We start from the raw sequence: 15,307 nt of genomic DNA, 5'->3' as shown, positions 1-15,307 counted from the left end.
ACTTTTCCGGATCATGCTCAGAACGGCCGCACGATTCCGACCCGCGGGATCAGCGTCACGATCCAGCCGAACAGGATGGTCTTCGGATCGTCGCGCGGTATCAGCGGCACTTCCCGTGAGGCAGGCAGGGTCTTCACCGCATGCAGGATCAGGAACATGCAGACTGCCCAGTTCGAAATCCATCGGGAATAATCGAACACGATCGCGAACATCACGAGATAGGCCATGCTCACCGCGACGATCGCGGCGATGACGATGCGGCGATGCCATTGATCCGAAAGCGCGCGGATCAAATCGGCGAAATATCTCCACAGCGGGGCATGCAGCCAGATCAGCAGCGCGAACACTGGAACGCCGAGCAGGTTCGAGGGCATGCGTTCCCAGGTGTCGCGGATTTCCTGGGCAAGCGGCTGATACCAGATGTAACTGAAACTCAGGAGCCTGGTCCGGGTGGGGTCGGCCATCCGGCTTTGCAGGTGGGCGACGAATTCCGACTCGGGTACCGCCAGCGATCCCCAGAACTGCGCGACGAAGAACAGCAGGCTGACGGCAAGCGCTGCGGCAATTCCGACGCCCGCGTTCTGCCGGCTCACTCCCTGCACGAGATAATGGCGCAGCACCACGATCGCTGCGATGGTCGGCACATACATCAGGAGATGAATGTGGTGGATCAGAATGAGGATGACGGAGAAGAAGGCCGCCAGCAGCACATAGGCGATCGAGCGCGCCGGGATCAGCAGAAGGCAAATCGCAAGCGCGCAGCCATAGATGTCGAAATGCCCCAGCGTATGCATGAAATTCTTCAGGAAGAACGGCGATCCCGCCATGAACACCAACAGCGGCATCTGCGCGTCGCCAAAGCCGAAGGTTCGCCGGAACAGTCTTGCGAACAGCGCGAGCGTGATCAGCCACACCGCGCCGGAGAGCGCGAACACCAGCCACACCGGCACTTTTTCGACGAACAGCGAGACTGCGGCGCCGACCAGCGCCCGCTTGGTGAAGCCGAAATGATAATCCACCAGCAGATGAATGTAGGGGACGTAGGGCTCGCGCGGCAGCTTGTAGAGAAAAACCCCCGCTAGCACGGCGGCATTGACGGCCAGCATCAGCCGCCAGGGGTTCTCCCGCATCCGCAAGATTAGATTCATCGTCGTCCCGGCCAAGCAAAGCGCGAGCCGGGACCCGTAACCACCGGCTTGCGTGCTTGGGAAAGCTTGGGCCGCTGTCAGAATTCAGCAACGGCCATTGGTGGGTATGGGTCCCTGCTTTCGCAGGGACGACGATCTTACCTGCAAAACCTACAGAATAAACCGGCTCAAATCCGCGTTCTTGGCGAGGTCGCCGACGTGCTTCTGGACGTAATCGGCATCGATCTGGATGGTCTCGCCATTGCGGTCGGGGGCGGCGAAGGAGATCTCGTCGAGCACCCGCTCCATCACGGTCTGCAATCGCCGCGCGCCGATGTTCTCGACCGTCGAATTGACCGCAACCGCGACGTCGGCCAGCGCGTCGATGGCGCCGTCCGTGATATCCAGCGTCACGCCTTCGGTCTGCATCAGCGCGACATACTGCTTGATCAGCGACGCTTCCGGCTCGGTCAGAATGCGGCGCATGTCGTCGCGGGTCAGCGCCTGCAGTTCGACGCGGATCGGCAGGCGGCCCTGCAGTTCCGGCAGCAGGTCCGACGGTTTGGCGATGTGAAACGCACCTGACGCGATGAACAGGACATGATCGGTCTTGACCGCGCCGTGCTTGGTCGAGACCGTGGTGCCTTCGATCAGCGGCAGCAGGTCGCGCTGCACGCCTTCGCGCGAGACATCGCCGCCGCCGCTGCGGCCCTCGCGCACGCAGATCTTGTCGATCTCGTCGAGAAACACGATGCCGTTGTTCTCGACCGCATGGATCGATTCCTGCACCAGCTGGTCGTTATCCAGCAGCTTGTCGGATTCCTCGTTGACCAGGAGTTCGTGCGAATCCGCGACCGTCAGGCGGCGGGTTTTTGTCCGTCCGCCCATCTTGCCGAAGATGTCGCCGATCGAGATCGCGCCCAGCTGCGCGCCGGGCATGCCGGGAATCTCGAACATCGGCATGCCGCCGGAGGACTGCGTCTCGATTTCGATTTCCTTGTCGTTGAGTTCACCTGCGCGCAATTTCTTGCGAAACGAATCGCGCGTCGCGGCGCTTGAGCTGGGTCCGACCAGGGCATCGAGCACGCGATCTTCAGCTGCGAGCTGTGCGCGGGCCTGCACGTCCTTGCGCTTGCGCTCGCGGGTCTGCGCGATCGCGACCTCGACCAGGTCGCGGATGATCTGCTCGACGTCGCGGCCGACATAGCCGACCTCGGTGAACTTGGTGGCCTCGACCTTGATGAATGGCGCGCCGGCCAGCTTTGCCAGCCGCCGCGCGATCTCGGTCTTGCCGACGCCGGTTGGCCCGATCATCAGGATATTTTTCGGCAACACTTCCTCGCGCAACAGGCCGGTGAGCTGCAGCCGCCGCCAGCGGTTGCGCAGCGCGATGGAGACCGCGCGCTTGGCGTCAGCCTGGCCGATAATGAAGCGGTCGAGCTCGGAAACGATTTCACGGGGGGAAAAGTCGGTCATTGGCCCTAGCTAGGTTCAAAATGTGACTGGCACAAGCTGCGATCAGATGATCGGCAGTCCGGACTGCCATTGCCGGATCGCGTCAAAGGGATGGATCAGCATGATGATGTTGAGTGCAAGATTGTCGCAAATGTGAAGCAGCATCATGAGCTCGATCAGGATGGCAAGCTCGACGGTGACGCCGACCGGAAGGCTTCGGGTCAGCAGAAAGCCCGCGACCATCGCCAGCGTGTCGGAAACCGAATTCCGAACCCAGCACCACGCCGTGCCAGAGCTTGACATAGCCGCAGGCGCAAATCGGCAGCCGGCCCATCGCCAACAGGATCGATGCCTGCAGCCCGAGCAGGCCGCCCGCGATCACCATCCAGTGCCACGTCGAAAGACCGCTGGCTGCGGGGGCGGCGTTGCGTTCGGCCGTCATGCGTCGCGCACCATCAGAAGGGCAGGGCCATCAGGCGTATCTACCATGCGGTCTCTCTCAAACCCCGCCTTTTCGTAGGCGCGGACGGCGCGGAGATTGGCGGGATCGGGATCGGTCACGACGCGCGGCGCACCGTTTCGGAGCCGGTCATCGACGAAGGCACGAATGAGGGCCGAACCGTGGCCGCGCCCGATCATGCCGGGCTCGCCGATGAACTGGTCGATACCGCGCGTGCCTTGAGGCTGCGGCCCGAAACCTGAATTCCATGCAGTCAGGTCGTAACACTGGAGGTAGCCGAACGGGCTGCCCGCCGCGGCAACGATATACTGATCCATGGCGGGCTCATCGAGATCGCCGCTGACGAGCCCATACTGTTGTTCCGGATCGCCCCACCACTCCAGAACATGCGGCAAGGCAAGCCAACGCCGGATCAGCGGAAGGTCGGCTGCGTTCATCGGGCGGAAGACGTAATCCGGCGCCATCGATCGGCCGCCCTCACAGGGTCTCGAGGGTCACGTTGCGGTTGGTATAGACGCAGATATCGGCGGCGATATCGAGCGCCCGGCGCACGATGGTCTCGGCATCCTTGTCGGAATCGACCAAAGCGCGGGCGGCGGCCAGCGCATAATTGCCGCCGGATCCGATCGCCATGACGCCGGCCTCCGGCTCCAGCACGTCGCCGGTACCGGTCAGAACCAGCGACACGTCCTTGTCGGCGACGATCATCATCGCCTCCAGCCGGCGCAGATAGCGGTCGGTGCGCCAGTCCTTGGCGAGTTCGACCGCGGCACGGGTCAATTGCCCCGGATACTGCTCGAGCTTGCCTTCCAGCCGCTCGAACAGCGTAAAGGCGTCGGCGGTGGCGCCGGCAAAGCCGCCGATCACGTCGCCCTTGCCGAGTTTGCGGACCTTCTTGGCGTTGGATTTGATGACGGTCTGGCCGATCGAGACCTGCCCGTCGCCGCCGATTACCACCTTGCCGCCCTTGCGGACCGTCAAGATCGTGGTGCCGTGCCAGACCGGCGACTGGGATTGGGATGCTTGCATGGGTACCTCACGTTCGCCCAGATTTAGGGGCTGGCGCGCGGGGTTACAATCGGCGTGTTTTCATGCCGGATTCCGGTCACCATAGGGCGAAGTTCGGCCCCTTGCGGGTCATCCCGCAGTAGCGAAGGCCGGATCAGCCTGTTAAAAGGGCGCGTTTTTGGGCAAGGGCGGCCAAGGGCCATTAAGGGCCGTCAAGGGAAAGCAGTTTTCATGCGCACAGCGACCATCAAGCGCAAGACCAAAGAGACCGATATCGAGGTGACGGTGAACCTCGACGGATCCGGCGTGGCCAACGTCGCGACCGGTATCGGCTTCTTCGACCATATGCTCGATCTGCTCGCCCGGCATTCGCGCATCGACCTGACCGTGAAGGCGGTCGGCGACCTTCACATCGACGACCATCACACCACCGAGGACGTCGGCATCGCGCTGGGACAGGCGGTGAAGCAGGCGCTCGGCAACATGGCCGGCATCACCCGCTATGCCGGGGTCCACATGCCGATGGACGAGACCCTGTCGCGGGTCGTGATCGACATTTCCGGCCGGCCGGTGCTGGTGTTCAAGGTCGAGTTTCCGCGCGACAAGGTCGGTCAATTCGATACCGAACTGGTGCGCGAATGGTTCAACGCCTTTACCATCAACGCCGGCGTGACTTTGCACGTCGAGACCCTATATGGCGAGAACAGCCATCATATCGCCGAATCCTGCTTCAAGGGTCTGGCGAGGGCATTGCGTGCCGCGGTGGCGATCGATCCGCGCGTCGCGGGCGAAGTGCCGTCCACCAAGGGTCAGCTCGGCGGCTGATTTTGCGTTTTCGGCGGAGAGGTTCGATGCCGGTTTACACCGTTCATGCACCAGTGACGAACCATGCGGGCGTTGGCGCGACCGACAGGTTCGCCTTCGTTCGCGACGGCTTTCATTTCTGGGCAGTGGTCCTGGGCGCGGTCTGGCTGGCCTGGCACCGGCTATGGCTGGCGCTGATCGGCTGGATCGTCGTGATGGTCGCGGTCGATTTCGGATTGGCGGCGCTCGGCGCCGGCCAGACCGCGATCTTTCTCGTCGACGTCGTGCTGGCGCTGCTGATGGGATTGGAAGCGGCCAGCCTGCGGCGCTGGACCCTGTCGCGGCGCAACTGGCGTCAGCTCGACATCGTCGTGGCCGACAGCCTGGAGCAGGCCGAGCGGCGCTTCTTCGATCGCTGGACCGCCAAGCAGCGTGCGCTGGGCGGCGATTTTGTGGCGGTCGATCGCGGTGGGCCGCCGCCGACGCGGGATATTGCGGGCCAGCCGTTCTCGCGGCCGCCGCCGCTGCCGCAAAACGCCATCATCGGGTTATTCCCCGAGCCGGGAGGGTCACGGTGAGCGTTGCCATCATCGATTACGGCTCCGGCAACCTGCACTCCGCCGCGAAGGCGTTCGAGCGTGCCGCGCGGGGCATGGATGTGCCGGCCAGGATCGTGGTGACCCGCGATCCCGAGACGGTGTATCGCGCCGATCGCATCGTGCTGCCCGGGGTCGGCGCCTTCGCCGATTGCCGCAGGGGGCTCGATGCACTCGACGGCATGATCGAGGCGATGACGGAAGCGGTGCGCAACAAGGCGCGGCCGTTCTTCGGCATTTGCGTCGGCATGCAGTTGATGGCGACCCGCGGCAAGGAGCACGTCACCACCGACGGCTTCAACTGGATCGCGGGCGATGTCGAAAAGATTTCGCCGCGCGAGGAGAATTTGAAGATCCCCCATATGGGCTGGAACACGCTCGATATGGTCAGGGAGCATCCGGTGCTGGAACGACTGCCGCTGGGGCCGAAGGGCCGCCACGCCTACTTCGTGCACTCCTATCACCTCAACGCCACCAACGAGGCGGAAGTGCTGGCGCGCGCCGATTACGGCGGGCCGGTGACGGCGATGGTGGGCAAGGACACCGCGATCGGCACCCAGTTTCACCCCGAGAAGAGCCAGCGCTTCGGACTGGCCCTGATCTCGAACTTTCTGAAGTGGAAGCCGTGATCCTCTTTCCCGCCATCGACCTGAAAAACGGCCAATGCGTACGCCTGGAGCAGGGCGACATGGCGCGCGCGACCGTGTTCAACCTCGATCCCGCCGCGCAGGCGAAGAGCTTCGCCGCGCAGGGTTTCGAATATCTGCATGTGGTCGATCTCGACGGCGCCTTTGCCGGCAAGCCAATGAACGCAGCCGCGGTCGAGGCGATGCTGAAGGCGGTGACCATGCCGGTGCAGCTCGGCGGCGGCATCCGCGATCTGAAGACGGTCGAAGCCTGGCTCGCCAAGGGCGTCGCGCGGGTGATCATCGGCACCGCGGCGGTGCGCGATCCCGAACTGGTGAAGGGCGCGGCGAACAAGTTCCCCGGCCGTGTCGCGGTCGGTCTCGACGCCCGCGACGGCAAGGTCGCGGTCGAAGGCTGGGCCGAGACCTCGCAGGTGACCGCGCTCGAAATCGCGCAGCGGTTCGAGGATGCCGGCGTCGCCGCGATCATCTTCACCGATATTGCCCGCGACGGCCTGCTGAAGGGCCTCAATCTGGACGCGACCATCGAGCTTGCCGAACGCATCTCGATCCCCGTCATCGCCTCCGGCGGCCTTGCATCGATCGAGGACGTCAAGGCGCTGTTACAGCCCCGCGCCAGGAAACTGGCCGGAGCGATCGCGGGGCGCGCGCTTTACGACGGCCGCCTCGATCCGGCAGCCGCCCTGGCGCTGATCCGCAGCGCGCGCGCTGCGGCCTAGAGCATGATCCGGAAAAGTGGCAGCCGGTTTTCCGAGAAGATCATGCTCAAGCAAAGAGATGAGATCATGATCCGATTAATTCCAATCGGATCATGATCGAGGAGTTCTTCAATGTTCAAGGTGCGCGTAATTCCCTGTCTCGACGTCAAGGACGGGCGCGTGGTCAAGGGCGTCAACTTCGTCGATCTGCGCGACGCCGGCGATCCCGTCGAGGCGGCGATCGCCTATGACGCCGCCGGCGCCGATGAGCTTTGCTTTCTCGACATTACGGCGACGCATGAAAATCGCGGCATCATGCTGGATGTGGTCCGGCGCACCGCGGAAGCCTGTTTCATGCCGCTGACGGTGGGCGGCGGCGTGCGCACCGTCGACGACATCAAGACGCTGCTGCGATCCGGCGCCGACAAGGTGTCGATCAACAGCGCTGCGGTCAGCCGACGCGAATTCGTCAAGGAAGCCGCCGAAAAATTCGGCGACCAGTGCATCGTGGTGGCGATCGACGCCAAGCGCGTCAAGCGCAGCGGCGGCGGCGAGCGCTGGGAAATCTTCACCCATGGCGGGCGCAATTCCACCGGAATCGACGCCATCGAATACGCCCAGGAAGTGGTCTCGCTCGGCGCCGGCGAAATCCTGCTGACCTCGATGGACCGCGACGGCACCAGGCAGGGTTTCGACCTGCCGCTGACCCAGGCCGTGGCCGACAGCATCCGGGTGCCGGTGATCGCCTCCGGTGGCGTGGGCAATCTCGATCATCTGGTCGACGGCATCCGCCAGGGCCACGCCACCGCGGTGCTGGCAGCGTCGATATTTCACTTCGGGGAATTCACCATACGCCAGGCCAAGGACCACATGGTCCGCGCCGGGCTGCCGATGCGGCTCGATCCCTGACGACTCTTCGTGACAGAAGTGCTACATCCCACGGGGTGATGGGCGCCCCGATCCTGGCGGGCGCCGTTGTTGAGTTCTGGTTGATGTCGCGTTTCACGATCCACGATCTTGCCGCTACCATCGATGCCCGCGCGGCGTCGGGCGGAGAGGCGTCCTATACCCGCAAGCTCCTGGACAAGGGCTCGGAGCATTGCGCCAAGAAACTTGGCGAGGAGGCGGTGGAAACCGTGATCGCCGCAGTCGAGAATGACCGCGGCCACCTCATCGCCGAAAGCGCGGACCTCTTGTTCCATCTGCTGGTGCTTCTGAAGTCGCGCGGCGTGAAGCTCGAAGAAGTCGAAGCTGCGCTGTCACAGCGCACGGGCATGTCCGGACTGGAAGAAAAGGCCGCGCGCAAGCGCGACTCATAAGGGCTGGAGGCGGCGTCATGGATATTCGGGCACCGGAACAACAGTATAATCCTTACCGGATCTTCACCCGGGAACAATGGGCCCGGCTGCGCGACGACACGCCGATGACGCTGGAGCCGGGCGAGTTCGAACGGCTGCGTTCGATGCATGACCGCCTCGATATGAAAGAGGTCGAGGAAATCTTTCTGCCGCTGTCCCGGCTGTTGTCGATCTATGTCGACGCCACGCACCGGCTCTATCAGGCGCAACGCCAATTCCTCGGCATCCGGGATCGCAAGGTGCCCTATATCATCGGCGTCGCCGGTTCGGTGGCGGTGGGCAAATCGACCACCGCGCGCGTGCTGCAGGCGCTGCTGGCGCGATGGTCGCCGCGGCCGAAGGTCGATCTGGTCACCACCGACGGCTTTCTGTTTCCCAATGCCGTGCTCGAGCGGCAAGGCCTGATGCAGAAAAAGGGTTTTCCCGAGAGCTACGATCTGCCGACGCTGCTGTCGTTCCTCAGCGACATCAAGGCCGGACGGCGGCCGGTGCGGGCGCCGGTCTATTCGCATTTGACCTACGACATCATCCCGAACGAATGGATCGAAATCGACCGGCCGGACATCCTGATCGTCGAAGGCGTCAACGTCCTGCAGACCGGCAGGCTGCCGCGCGACGGCAAGGCCGTTCCGGTGGTCTCGGACTTCTTCGATTTCTCCGTCTATATCGATGCCGACGAAGCCGTGCTGCGCGAATGGTACATCAGGCGGTTCCTGGCGCTTCGCGACACCGCGTTCCACGATCCGCGATCGTATTTCCATCGCTACGCGCCGCTGTCCGACGAGGAAGCCACCGCAACCGCGCTGGCGATCTGGGAGCGGACCAACCTCGCCAATCTCGAGGAAAACATCCTGCCGACCCGGCCGCGGGCGACGCTGATCCTGAAAAAGGGCGCCGACCACGTGGTCGAGACCGTGGCGCTGCGGCGGCTTTAGGCCGCGTGCCGTGTCGCATCGACCCCGAAATGCTCGATATAGCGGGCGTTGATCGCCGACACCGGCATCACGATCAGCACGTCGGTGGTGCCGAACTGATGGTCGATCACGGCGCCGTCGCCGATGAAGGCGCCTAGCCGCAGATAGCCCTTGATCAAAGGCGGCAGCTCGTGAAGCGCCGCCTTCGGATTGATGGCCTCCTTCGCCATCCGGTTCATCTCGACCCGGCGCGAGGGATGCGCGGATGCGCGCCAGGCTTCCGGCGCCTGGGTGTAGTGATGCAAGAACGACAGCGGCAGCGCCAGCCGGTCGGGATCGGTGCCCTCGAAAGAGGCGCAGCCGATCATCACATCCAGCCGGTGCCGGCGGACATAAGTCCAGATGCCGTGCCACAGCAATTCGACGGTGCGCTTGTTGCGGTAGCGCGGCAGCACGCAGGATCGCCCCAATTCGAGAAAGCGCAAACCGGCGTGGCGATCGATCAGGCTGGCGATGTCGAACTCGTTCTCGGTGTAGAATCCGCCATTGCGTTCCGCCACATCCTGCCGCAGCAGGCGATAGGTGCCGACCACCGGCTGCTTGCCGCTCATCGACGGCTTGGCGGCGTGATCGATCACCATCAGATGATCGCAGATCCTGTCGAACGCATCCTTGTCGCGGCGGGCCAGCAGGGTGGCGGCGTCGGCGATGGCGGTGCCGTCCTTGTAGAACACGCGATAGCGCAGTTTTTGTGCGCGCTTCACTTCGCGTTTGCCCTCGGCCAACCGCACCTCGAGCGCGCCGAGCCGTCCGAGCGTGGTCGGCGGCGGCTTGAACCAGGTCATCGCCGCCTGCGCGGCGATCCCGACATGCTCCGGCCGCAGCATCTGGATCAGACGCTGCGTCGATCGCGCCAACTCGCCGTTCTGCATGGCTTCCCTCGCGGCCGCGTTCACCCGAATCGAATCGGCGCGGTCTTCGAGGGTGAGAGATCACGGGCCCTCGACAGCCATGTGACACCGCGATTGCCGCGGCGTGACAGCGCCCCCCTTCACGCCGCGAGATGCCGCGAGGCGGCCAGCCCCGCCAGCGCATCGGCGAGCTTCTCGCGGTCGAGCGGCTTGATCAGAAAACCGTCCATGCCGGCTTCGAAACAGGCGTAGCGGTCCTCCACCAGCGTATTCGCGGTCAATGCGAGGATCGGCGTCTGGCGGCCGGGCTGACCGGCCTCGCGCTCACGGATCCGCCTGGTGGTCTCGATGCCGTCGAGCTGCGGCATCTGGATATCCATCAGCACCAGATCATAGGGCGCGCCGGCGGACCTGGCGGCGAGCCAGGATTCCAGGGCCTCCTCGCCATTGGTGGTGATGACGGCGTGATGCCCGAGCCGCGTCAGCAGCGAGCGCATCAGGAGCGCGTTGATCTCGTTGTCCTCGGCCACCAGGATGGAGAGGCCATGCGCCGGCGCGAGCGCCGGCGTCTCGCTCATTTCGGGCACGTCGATCAGGCCATCGCCGGCAAGACCGGGCGCGGCAACTTCCGGCGCGGTGGTCAGGCGGGCTGCGAGCGAGGCCGCGCGCAGCGGTTTGATCAGATAGCCGGTGAAGGAGGAGGATGTCGACGCCAGCACTTCCTGCCGGGTCGCCGGAGTGAACAGCACGATGCGCTGCGTTGCATGGCTGCGCGCGGCCTCGCCGAGTGCGGCGACTTCCTTGGCGCCCAGCGCATGATCGAGCAGCACGGCGTGCCAGGTCCGCTCCGGCAGCAGGGCCTGCGCCACCGCGAGATCCGAAACCATGCAGGTCTGGCCACCCCAGCGCTGCAGCCGCCGCGCGATCAGCGAAGCCTCGATGCTCTGCGGCGTCACCAGCATGATCGCATGACCGGTCAGGTCGGGCGCGACGAAGGCCTTTTGCGCGCCGCTGTCGCTGTCGGAAGCCGCGAGCGGGATCGATACCTCGAAGGTGGAACCGGCGCCGAGCTGGCTCTCCAGCGTGATGCGTCCGCCCATGCGCTTGACGATGCGCTCCGAGATGCTGAGGCCGAGGCCGGTGCCGCCATAGCTGCGGCCGATGCGGTCGTCGGCCTGCTCGAACTCGCGGAAGATCCGCTCCCGCGCTTCCGGCGCGATGCCGATGCCGGTGTCGCGCACCAGAAAGGAGATTTCATTGGGCCAGATGCCGGGCTCGACGATCAGCGCCACGCCGCCGGTCGAGGTGAACTTGATGGCGTTGCCGGCGAGATTGAGCAGCACCTGGCGCAGCCGCGCCGCGTCGCCGACCATCTCCGCCGGCAGCCGCTCGTCGACATAGGCCGCGATCTCGAGCTTGCGCGCCTGCGCGCGGGGCGCCAGCAATTCGGTGATGTCCTCGATCAGCGCGGAAAGCGCGAACGGGCGGTGTTCGAGATCGATCTTGCCGGCCTCGATCTTGGAATAATCCAATAATTCCTCGATCAGCGACAGCAGCGCGTCGCCAGAGCTTTTCACCGCCCTGGCATAGGTCATCTGCTCCGGCGTCAGCGGCGTGTCGAGCAGCAGGCCGCTCATGCCGATGATGCCGTTCAGCGGCGTGCGGATTTCGTGGGAGGCCATCGCCAGGAAGCGCGACTTGGCGCGGTTGGCGGCGTCGGCATGATCGCGGGCCTCGCCGAGCGCGCGTTCGGTCTCGGTGCGGTCGGTGACGTCGCGGCCGACGCTCTGCATTTCCGCCGGATGTCCGGCATCGATGCGAACCAGGCCCTCGCGCCAGGCGATCCAGCGCGGCCCGAGCGCGGTTGCGATCCTCTGGTCGTAGATTCGCGTGCCGTTGGTTTCGATCGCGGTGTCGCCCTGCGCCAGCACGGTGGGCGTGAAGCGGCTGCCGATCAGTTTTTCGCGCGGCAGTTCCGCCAATTCGCAATAGGCGTCGTTGACGAAGGTGATGCGGCCGTCGCCGTCGCGCAGCACGATCAGGTCGCCCTGCGATTCGAACAGGCTGCGGGCGCGCTGCTCGGCCTCCTTCAATTCCCAATTGCGGTCGGCCAGCGCTTCGTTGTGCAGCGCCAACTTCTTGTGTTGCTGGCGCATCCAGCGCAACCGGAAGCTCAGGGTCGCGAGCGCGAGGCAGGCGAGCGCGAACAGGAAGCTGGCGCCGATCGCAAAGGCGTGCGGGTCGTAGCCGGAACCTTCGGACCGGCTGCCGGCGATGAAGCCATAGGCCCCGCCGAACGCGGCGGAGAAGATCATGAAGGAGCGGACGGTGAAGATGAGCCAGGGATGGCGCCGGGCGAAGCGACGTATGCGTATCTTGATCCGGAAAATCCGCCGCTTCATGCCGATGACCTTGTGCCTGTCTTGCCGAGCCTGTCGCGGCGCCGACGATGCCGCGGCGACCTTGCAAAGTGCTTGAGGCCGGAGGGCTTCGCGCCATCAGCTAAAAACGTGGTTGATGAAAGGTTAATGCATGAGGCTGGATGCCGGCTCGCGCAAAGAAACCGCGCCGCCCAAAGGTTCAGAACGCGGCGGCGAGCCGCTGCGGCGCGCCGCGGGCTCCGACGATGAGGGCGGCGGCGTCGCGCGCCGAAAAGCGCTTCGAGCGCACGAAAATCCGGTAATCGGCCGGGCCGTGCTGCGAGAGATAGATCACCGGCTCCGACGCCGAGGGGCTTGCGGAGATCGCCACGTAACGGGTCGCCGGATTGACCGCGCAGGCGCTGGCCTCGGAACTGTCGACGTCGTCAAGCACGGCGAAATCCGCCGCCTCCGCATTGTCCGTCAGCTGGACCCGCACGGTTGCGTGCGCCGGATCGCGGGTGAAACTGACATGAGACTGCGCCTGCCAGGGCAGCGAGGTGATCTGGACCGAACCTTCGCCGATCGCGACGCAGGGTCTCGCGCCGGGCAGGAAATCGCTGCGCGCGAACGCGGCGGCAACCAGCAGCGGAACAACCGAGGCCAGGACTTTGAAACGCAACATGATACGCACTCGCCCGCCGATAAGCCGGTGCAACGCCGCGGCTTATGGTTGGCAGAGTGTAAACGGGACTGGTTACCGGCTGGTTGACGGGAGAGGAATAGCCGGGAACTCGCCTGCCGTCATATGTGGGCGGCCCCCATCGGCAAGCTTTTTTGACGTTGCGAACGATTTGGTCTGCTGCGGTCATAACGCAGCTGCACCGTTCGTCTCGTCACGCCGCGTTGCGCAGATCCTCCGCCAGCGCGCGATAGGACAATGCTTCGGCCAGATGCAGCCGGCCGATCTTGTCTGACCCGTCGAGGTCGGCGAGCGTGCGGGCGACGCGCAGCACGCGGTGATAGCCGCGCGCCGACAGCCGCATGGTCTCCGACGCGTCGCGCAGCAGTTTGGTGCCTTGCGCATCCAGCTGCACGATCTCTTCCAGCACCGAGGCCGGCGCTTCGGCATTGGTGCGGACCTGCGGCAGACCTGCGGCGGCGTAACGCGCGAGCTGGATGTCGCGCGCCGCGGCGACTCTTGCTGCGACTTCCGCCGAGCCTTCGGCCGGCGGCGGCAGGATCAGGTCGGCGGCGGTGACCGCGGGGACCTCGATGCGCAGGTCGATGCGATCCATCAGCGGGCCGGAAATGCGCGCCTGGTAATCGGAGGTGCAGCGGTCGATGCGGCCGCGCTTGCAGGAATAGCCGGGCTCATAGGCATGGCCGCAGCGGCACGGGTTCATGGCGGCGACCAGCATGAAGCGCGCCGGATAGGTGACGCGGTGATTGGCGCGGGAGACCGAGACCTCACCGTTCTCCAGGGGCTGGCGCAGCGAGTCCAGCACGCGGGCGTCGAACTCCGGCAATTCGTCGAGGAACAGCACGCCCTGATGCGCCAGCGAGATCTCGCCGGGCTTGGCGCGCATGCCGCCGCCGGTCAGTGCCGCCATGCTGGCGGAATGATGCGGGCTGCGGAACGGCCGCCGCGCGGTCAGCGCGCCGTCGCGGATTTCGCCGGCGACGGAAGCGATCATGGAGACTTCGAGCAGCTCCGACGGCGACAGCGGCGGCAGGATCGAGGGCAGCCGCGCCGCCAGCATCGATTTGCCCGCGCCGGGCGCGCCGATCATCAGGAGATGATGCCCGCCGGCCGCCGCGATCTCGAGCGCGCGCTTGGCGCTCTCCTGGCCCTTGATGTCGCGCAGGTCGAGCAGGTTGGCCTCCGGCGCGTGCACCTTGGGCTGCGGACGCGACAGCACCTGGGTGCCCCTGAAATGGTTGGCGATCTGGATCAGCGAATTCGCCGCCACGATCTGGATGTCCGGGCTCGCCCAGGCCGCTTCGGCGCCGCAGGCCGCCGGGCAGATCAGGCCCTCGTCGCGCCCGTTGGCGCCGATCGCTGCGGGCAACACGCCCGCCACAGGGGCGATCGATCCGTCGAGGCCGAGTTCGCCGAGCACGGTGAAGCCTGAAAGCGCGTCCGGCGGGATCGCGCCGATGGCGGCCATCAGCCCGAGCGCGATCGGCAGGTCGTAATGGCTGCCTTCCTTGGGCAGGTCGGCGGGCGCGAGATTGACGGTGATGCGCCGCGCGGGCAGCGCCAGCCCGGAGGCGATCAGCGCCGAGCGCACCCGCTCGCGCGCCTCGGACACCGCCTTGTCGGGCAGGCCGACGATGGCGAAAGCGGGCAATCCCGGCGCGACCTGCACCTGCACGTCGACGCTGCGGGCCTCGATGCCCTCAAAGGCTACGGTAGAAACCCGCTGGACCATGCCGCCCCACTTTTCCGCAATCGAGGGTAGCGGAAAGGAGGGGCCAGGGCAAGAACATTAAGGGAACACGCAAGGGTGACTTCGCTTCAGTCTAGTACCCCGTCACCCGCCCGCTCCGGCACTCATACCGGCCATCTGAATCGGTCCCCTCAACATTCTGCCTGAAGAACTGCCCCATCGACGGCGCCGCCATCAGGTCGTCGAAAGTCGCCGGCGGCAGGTTGCAATACTGGTGGTAGGTGCCCTTGACGCTGACGATCATGGTGGCCTGCGCCCGGTCGTAGCAGGCGCGCTGGATCAGGGTGCTGCGCGGGGTGTCGCGGCATTCGAAGCTCGCGAGATCGACGGTGCCGCGATCCCTGACCTCGACCGCCTCGGAGCCGGGCTCTGCGGTCAACAACAGCGCGATGAGGGTGGTGGCTGCCTTGATCATGCCGCGCGCCTGATCTTCCTTCGCTTCGCCATGCGGGGGTAGGTCATTGGCCCCCGCCCGGATGGCTATTTCGCGCGTCATTTTCTTCCAGATCAAGGGAG

At 65.2% G+C, this 15,307-nt stretch carries 16 protein-coding genes and 1 pseudogene; 7 read left to right on the top strand and 10 right to left on the bottom strand.

Annotated features, from left to right (window positions below; all coding sequences use genetic code 11):
• Positions 1-17: 17 nt before the first annotated feature.
• The 5 genes and pseudogenes from KMZ68_RS00915 to hslV form a co-directional block, all read right to left on the bottom strand.
• Positions 18-1,148 (bottom strand): hypothetical protein, encoded by a 1,131-nt coding sequence (locus KMZ68_RS00915; RefSeq protein WP_215614072.1) that lies wholly within the window; start codon positions 1,146-1,148, stop codon positions 18-20.
• Between the two features lie 150 nt (positions 1,149-1,298).
• Positions 1,299-2,603, bottom strand: a complete 1,305-nt coding sequence (gene hslU, locus KMZ68_RS00910) for an ATP-dependent protease ATPase subunit HslU (RefSeq protein WP_215614071.1) — start codon at positions 2,601-2,603, stop codon at positions 1,299-1,301.
• Positions 2,604-2,645: 42 nt separating this feature from the next.
• Positions 2,646-3,024 (bottom strand): annotated as a pseudogene (locus KMZ68_RS00905) (DUF2585 family protein).
• Complete coding sequence (locus KMZ68_RS00900; RefSeq protein WP_215614070.1) at positions 3,021-3,506, bottom strand: GNAT family N-acetyltransferase; 486 nt, start codon at positions 3,504-3,506, stop codon at positions 3,021-3,023. The pseudogene KMZ68_RS00905 and the gene KMZ68_RS00900 overlap by 4 nt, the downstream one beginning before the upstream one ends.
• Positions 3,507-3,519: 13 nt before the next feature.
• Complete coding sequence (gene hslV / locus KMZ68_RS00895; protein ID WP_215604302.1) at positions 3,520-4,071, bottom strand: ATP-dependent protease subunit HslV; 552 nt, start codon at positions 4,069-4,071, stop codon at positions 3,520-3,522.
• 210 nt (positions 4,072-4,281) lie between these two features.
• Here hslV and hisB point away from each other — a divergent pair, with 210 nt between their 5' ends.
• The 7 genes from hisB (at position 4,282) to coaA (ending at position 9,088) form a co-directional block, all read left to right on the top strand.
• Positions 4,282-4,875 carry an imidazoleglycerol-phosphate dehydratase HisB gene (gene hisB / locus KMZ68_RS00890; RefSeq protein ID WP_215614069.1) on the top strand — a complete coding sequence of 198 codons (594 nt, stop codon included), beginning with the start codon at positions 4,282-4,284 and terminating at the stop codon, positions 4,873-4,875.
• A 26-nt stretch (positions 4,876-4,901) separates the two neighbouring features.
• Positions 4,902-5,432, top strand: a complete 531-nt coding sequence (locus KMZ68_RS00885; protein WP_215614068.1) for a DUF2628 domain-containing protein — start codon at positions 4,902-4,904, stop codon at positions 5,430-5,432.
• Positions 5,429-6,079, top strand: coding sequence for an imidazole glycerol phosphate synthase subunit HisH (gene hisH, locus KMZ68_RS00880; protein ID WP_215604299.1), 651 nt, complete (start codon positions 5,429-5,431; stop codon positions 6,077-6,079). Before KMZ68_RS00885 ends, hisH begins: the two co-directional genes overlap by 4 nt.
• Positions 6,076-6,816, top strand: a complete 741-nt coding sequence (gene hisA, locus KMZ68_RS00875) for a 1-(5-phosphoribosyl)-5-[(5-phosphoribosylamino)methylideneamino]imidazole-4-carboxamide isomerase (RefSeq protein ID WP_215614067.1) — start codon at positions 6,076-6,078, stop codon at positions 6,814-6,816. The genes hisH and hisA overlap by 4 nt, the downstream gene beginning before the upstream one ends.
• A 111-nt stretch (positions 6,817-6,927) precedes the next feature.
• Positions 6,928-7,704, top strand: coding sequence for an imidazole glycerol phosphate synthase subunit HisF (gene hisF, locus KMZ68_RS00870; RefSeq protein WP_215614066.1), 777 nt, complete (start codon positions 6,928-6,930; stop codon positions 7,702-7,704).
• Positions 7,705-7,787: 83 nt separating this feature from the next.
• Positions 7,788-8,114 (top strand): phosphoribosyl-ATP diphosphatase, encoded by a 327-nt coding sequence (locus KMZ68_RS00865; protein ID WP_215616132.1) that lies wholly within the window; start codon positions 7,788-7,790, stop codon positions 8,112-8,114.
• A 17-nt stretch (positions 8,115-8,131) separates the two neighbouring features.
• Positions 8,132-9,088 carry a type I pantothenate kinase gene (gene coaA / locus KMZ68_RS00860; protein ID WP_215614065.1) on the top strand — a complete coding sequence of 319 codons (957 nt, stop codon included), beginning with the start codon at positions 8,132-8,134 and terminating at the stop codon, positions 9,086-9,088.
• Here coaA and KMZ68_RS00855 read toward each other — a convergent pair.
• The 5 genes from KMZ68_RS00855 to KMZ68_RS00835 all read right to left on the bottom strand — a co-directional run bounded on the left by KMZ68_RS00855 (position 9,085) and on the right by KMZ68_RS00835 (position 15,287).
• On the bottom strand, positions 9,085-9,999 hold the full coding sequence (locus tag KMZ68_RS00855) for a GNAT family N-acetyltransferase (RefSeq protein WP_215614064.1): 915 nt from the start codon (positions 9,997-9,999) through the stop codon (positions 9,085-9,087). The two genes, coaA and KMZ68_RS00855, sit on opposite strands and share 4 nt — an antisense overlap.
• Positions 10,000-10,118: 119 nt before the next feature.
• Positions 10,119-12,380 carry a PAS domain-containing hybrid sensor histidine kinase/response regulator gene (locus KMZ68_RS00850; RefSeq protein WP_215614063.1) on the bottom strand — a complete coding sequence of 754 codons (2,262 nt, stop codon included), beginning with the start codon at positions 12,378-12,380 and terminating at the stop codon, positions 10,119-10,121.
• Positions 12,381-12,558: 178 nt separating this feature from the next.
• Positions 12,559-13,023, bottom strand: a complete 465-nt coding sequence (locus tag KMZ68_RS00845) for a hypothetical protein (RefSeq protein WP_215614062.1) — start codon at positions 13,021-13,023, stop codon at positions 12,559-12,561.
• A gap of 211 nt (positions 13,024-13,234) precedes the next feature.
• Positions 13,235-14,773 (bottom strand): YifB family Mg chelatase-like AAA ATPase, encoded by a 1,539-nt coding sequence (locus KMZ68_RS00840; RefSeq protein ID WP_215614061.1) that lies wholly within the window; start codon positions 14,771-14,773, stop codon positions 13,235-13,237.
• A gap of 91 nt (positions 14,774-14,864) precedes the next feature.
• Positions 14,865-15,287, bottom strand: coding sequence for a KTSC domain-containing protein (locus tag KMZ68_RS00835; RefSeq protein WP_249779485.1), 423 nt, complete (start codon positions 15,285-15,287; stop codon positions 14,865-14,867).
• Between the last annotated feature and the right edge of the window lie 20 nt (positions 15,288-15,307).

The organism is Bradyrhizobium sediminis, from assembly GCF_018736105.1.
Classification (GTDB): domain Bacteria; phylum Pseudomonadota; class Alphaproteobacteria; order Rhizobiales; family Xanthobacteraceae; genus Bradyrhizobium.
Note: the sequence above shows the minus strand (reverse complement) of the source record. Positions and strands in the feature narration are given on the sequence as shown.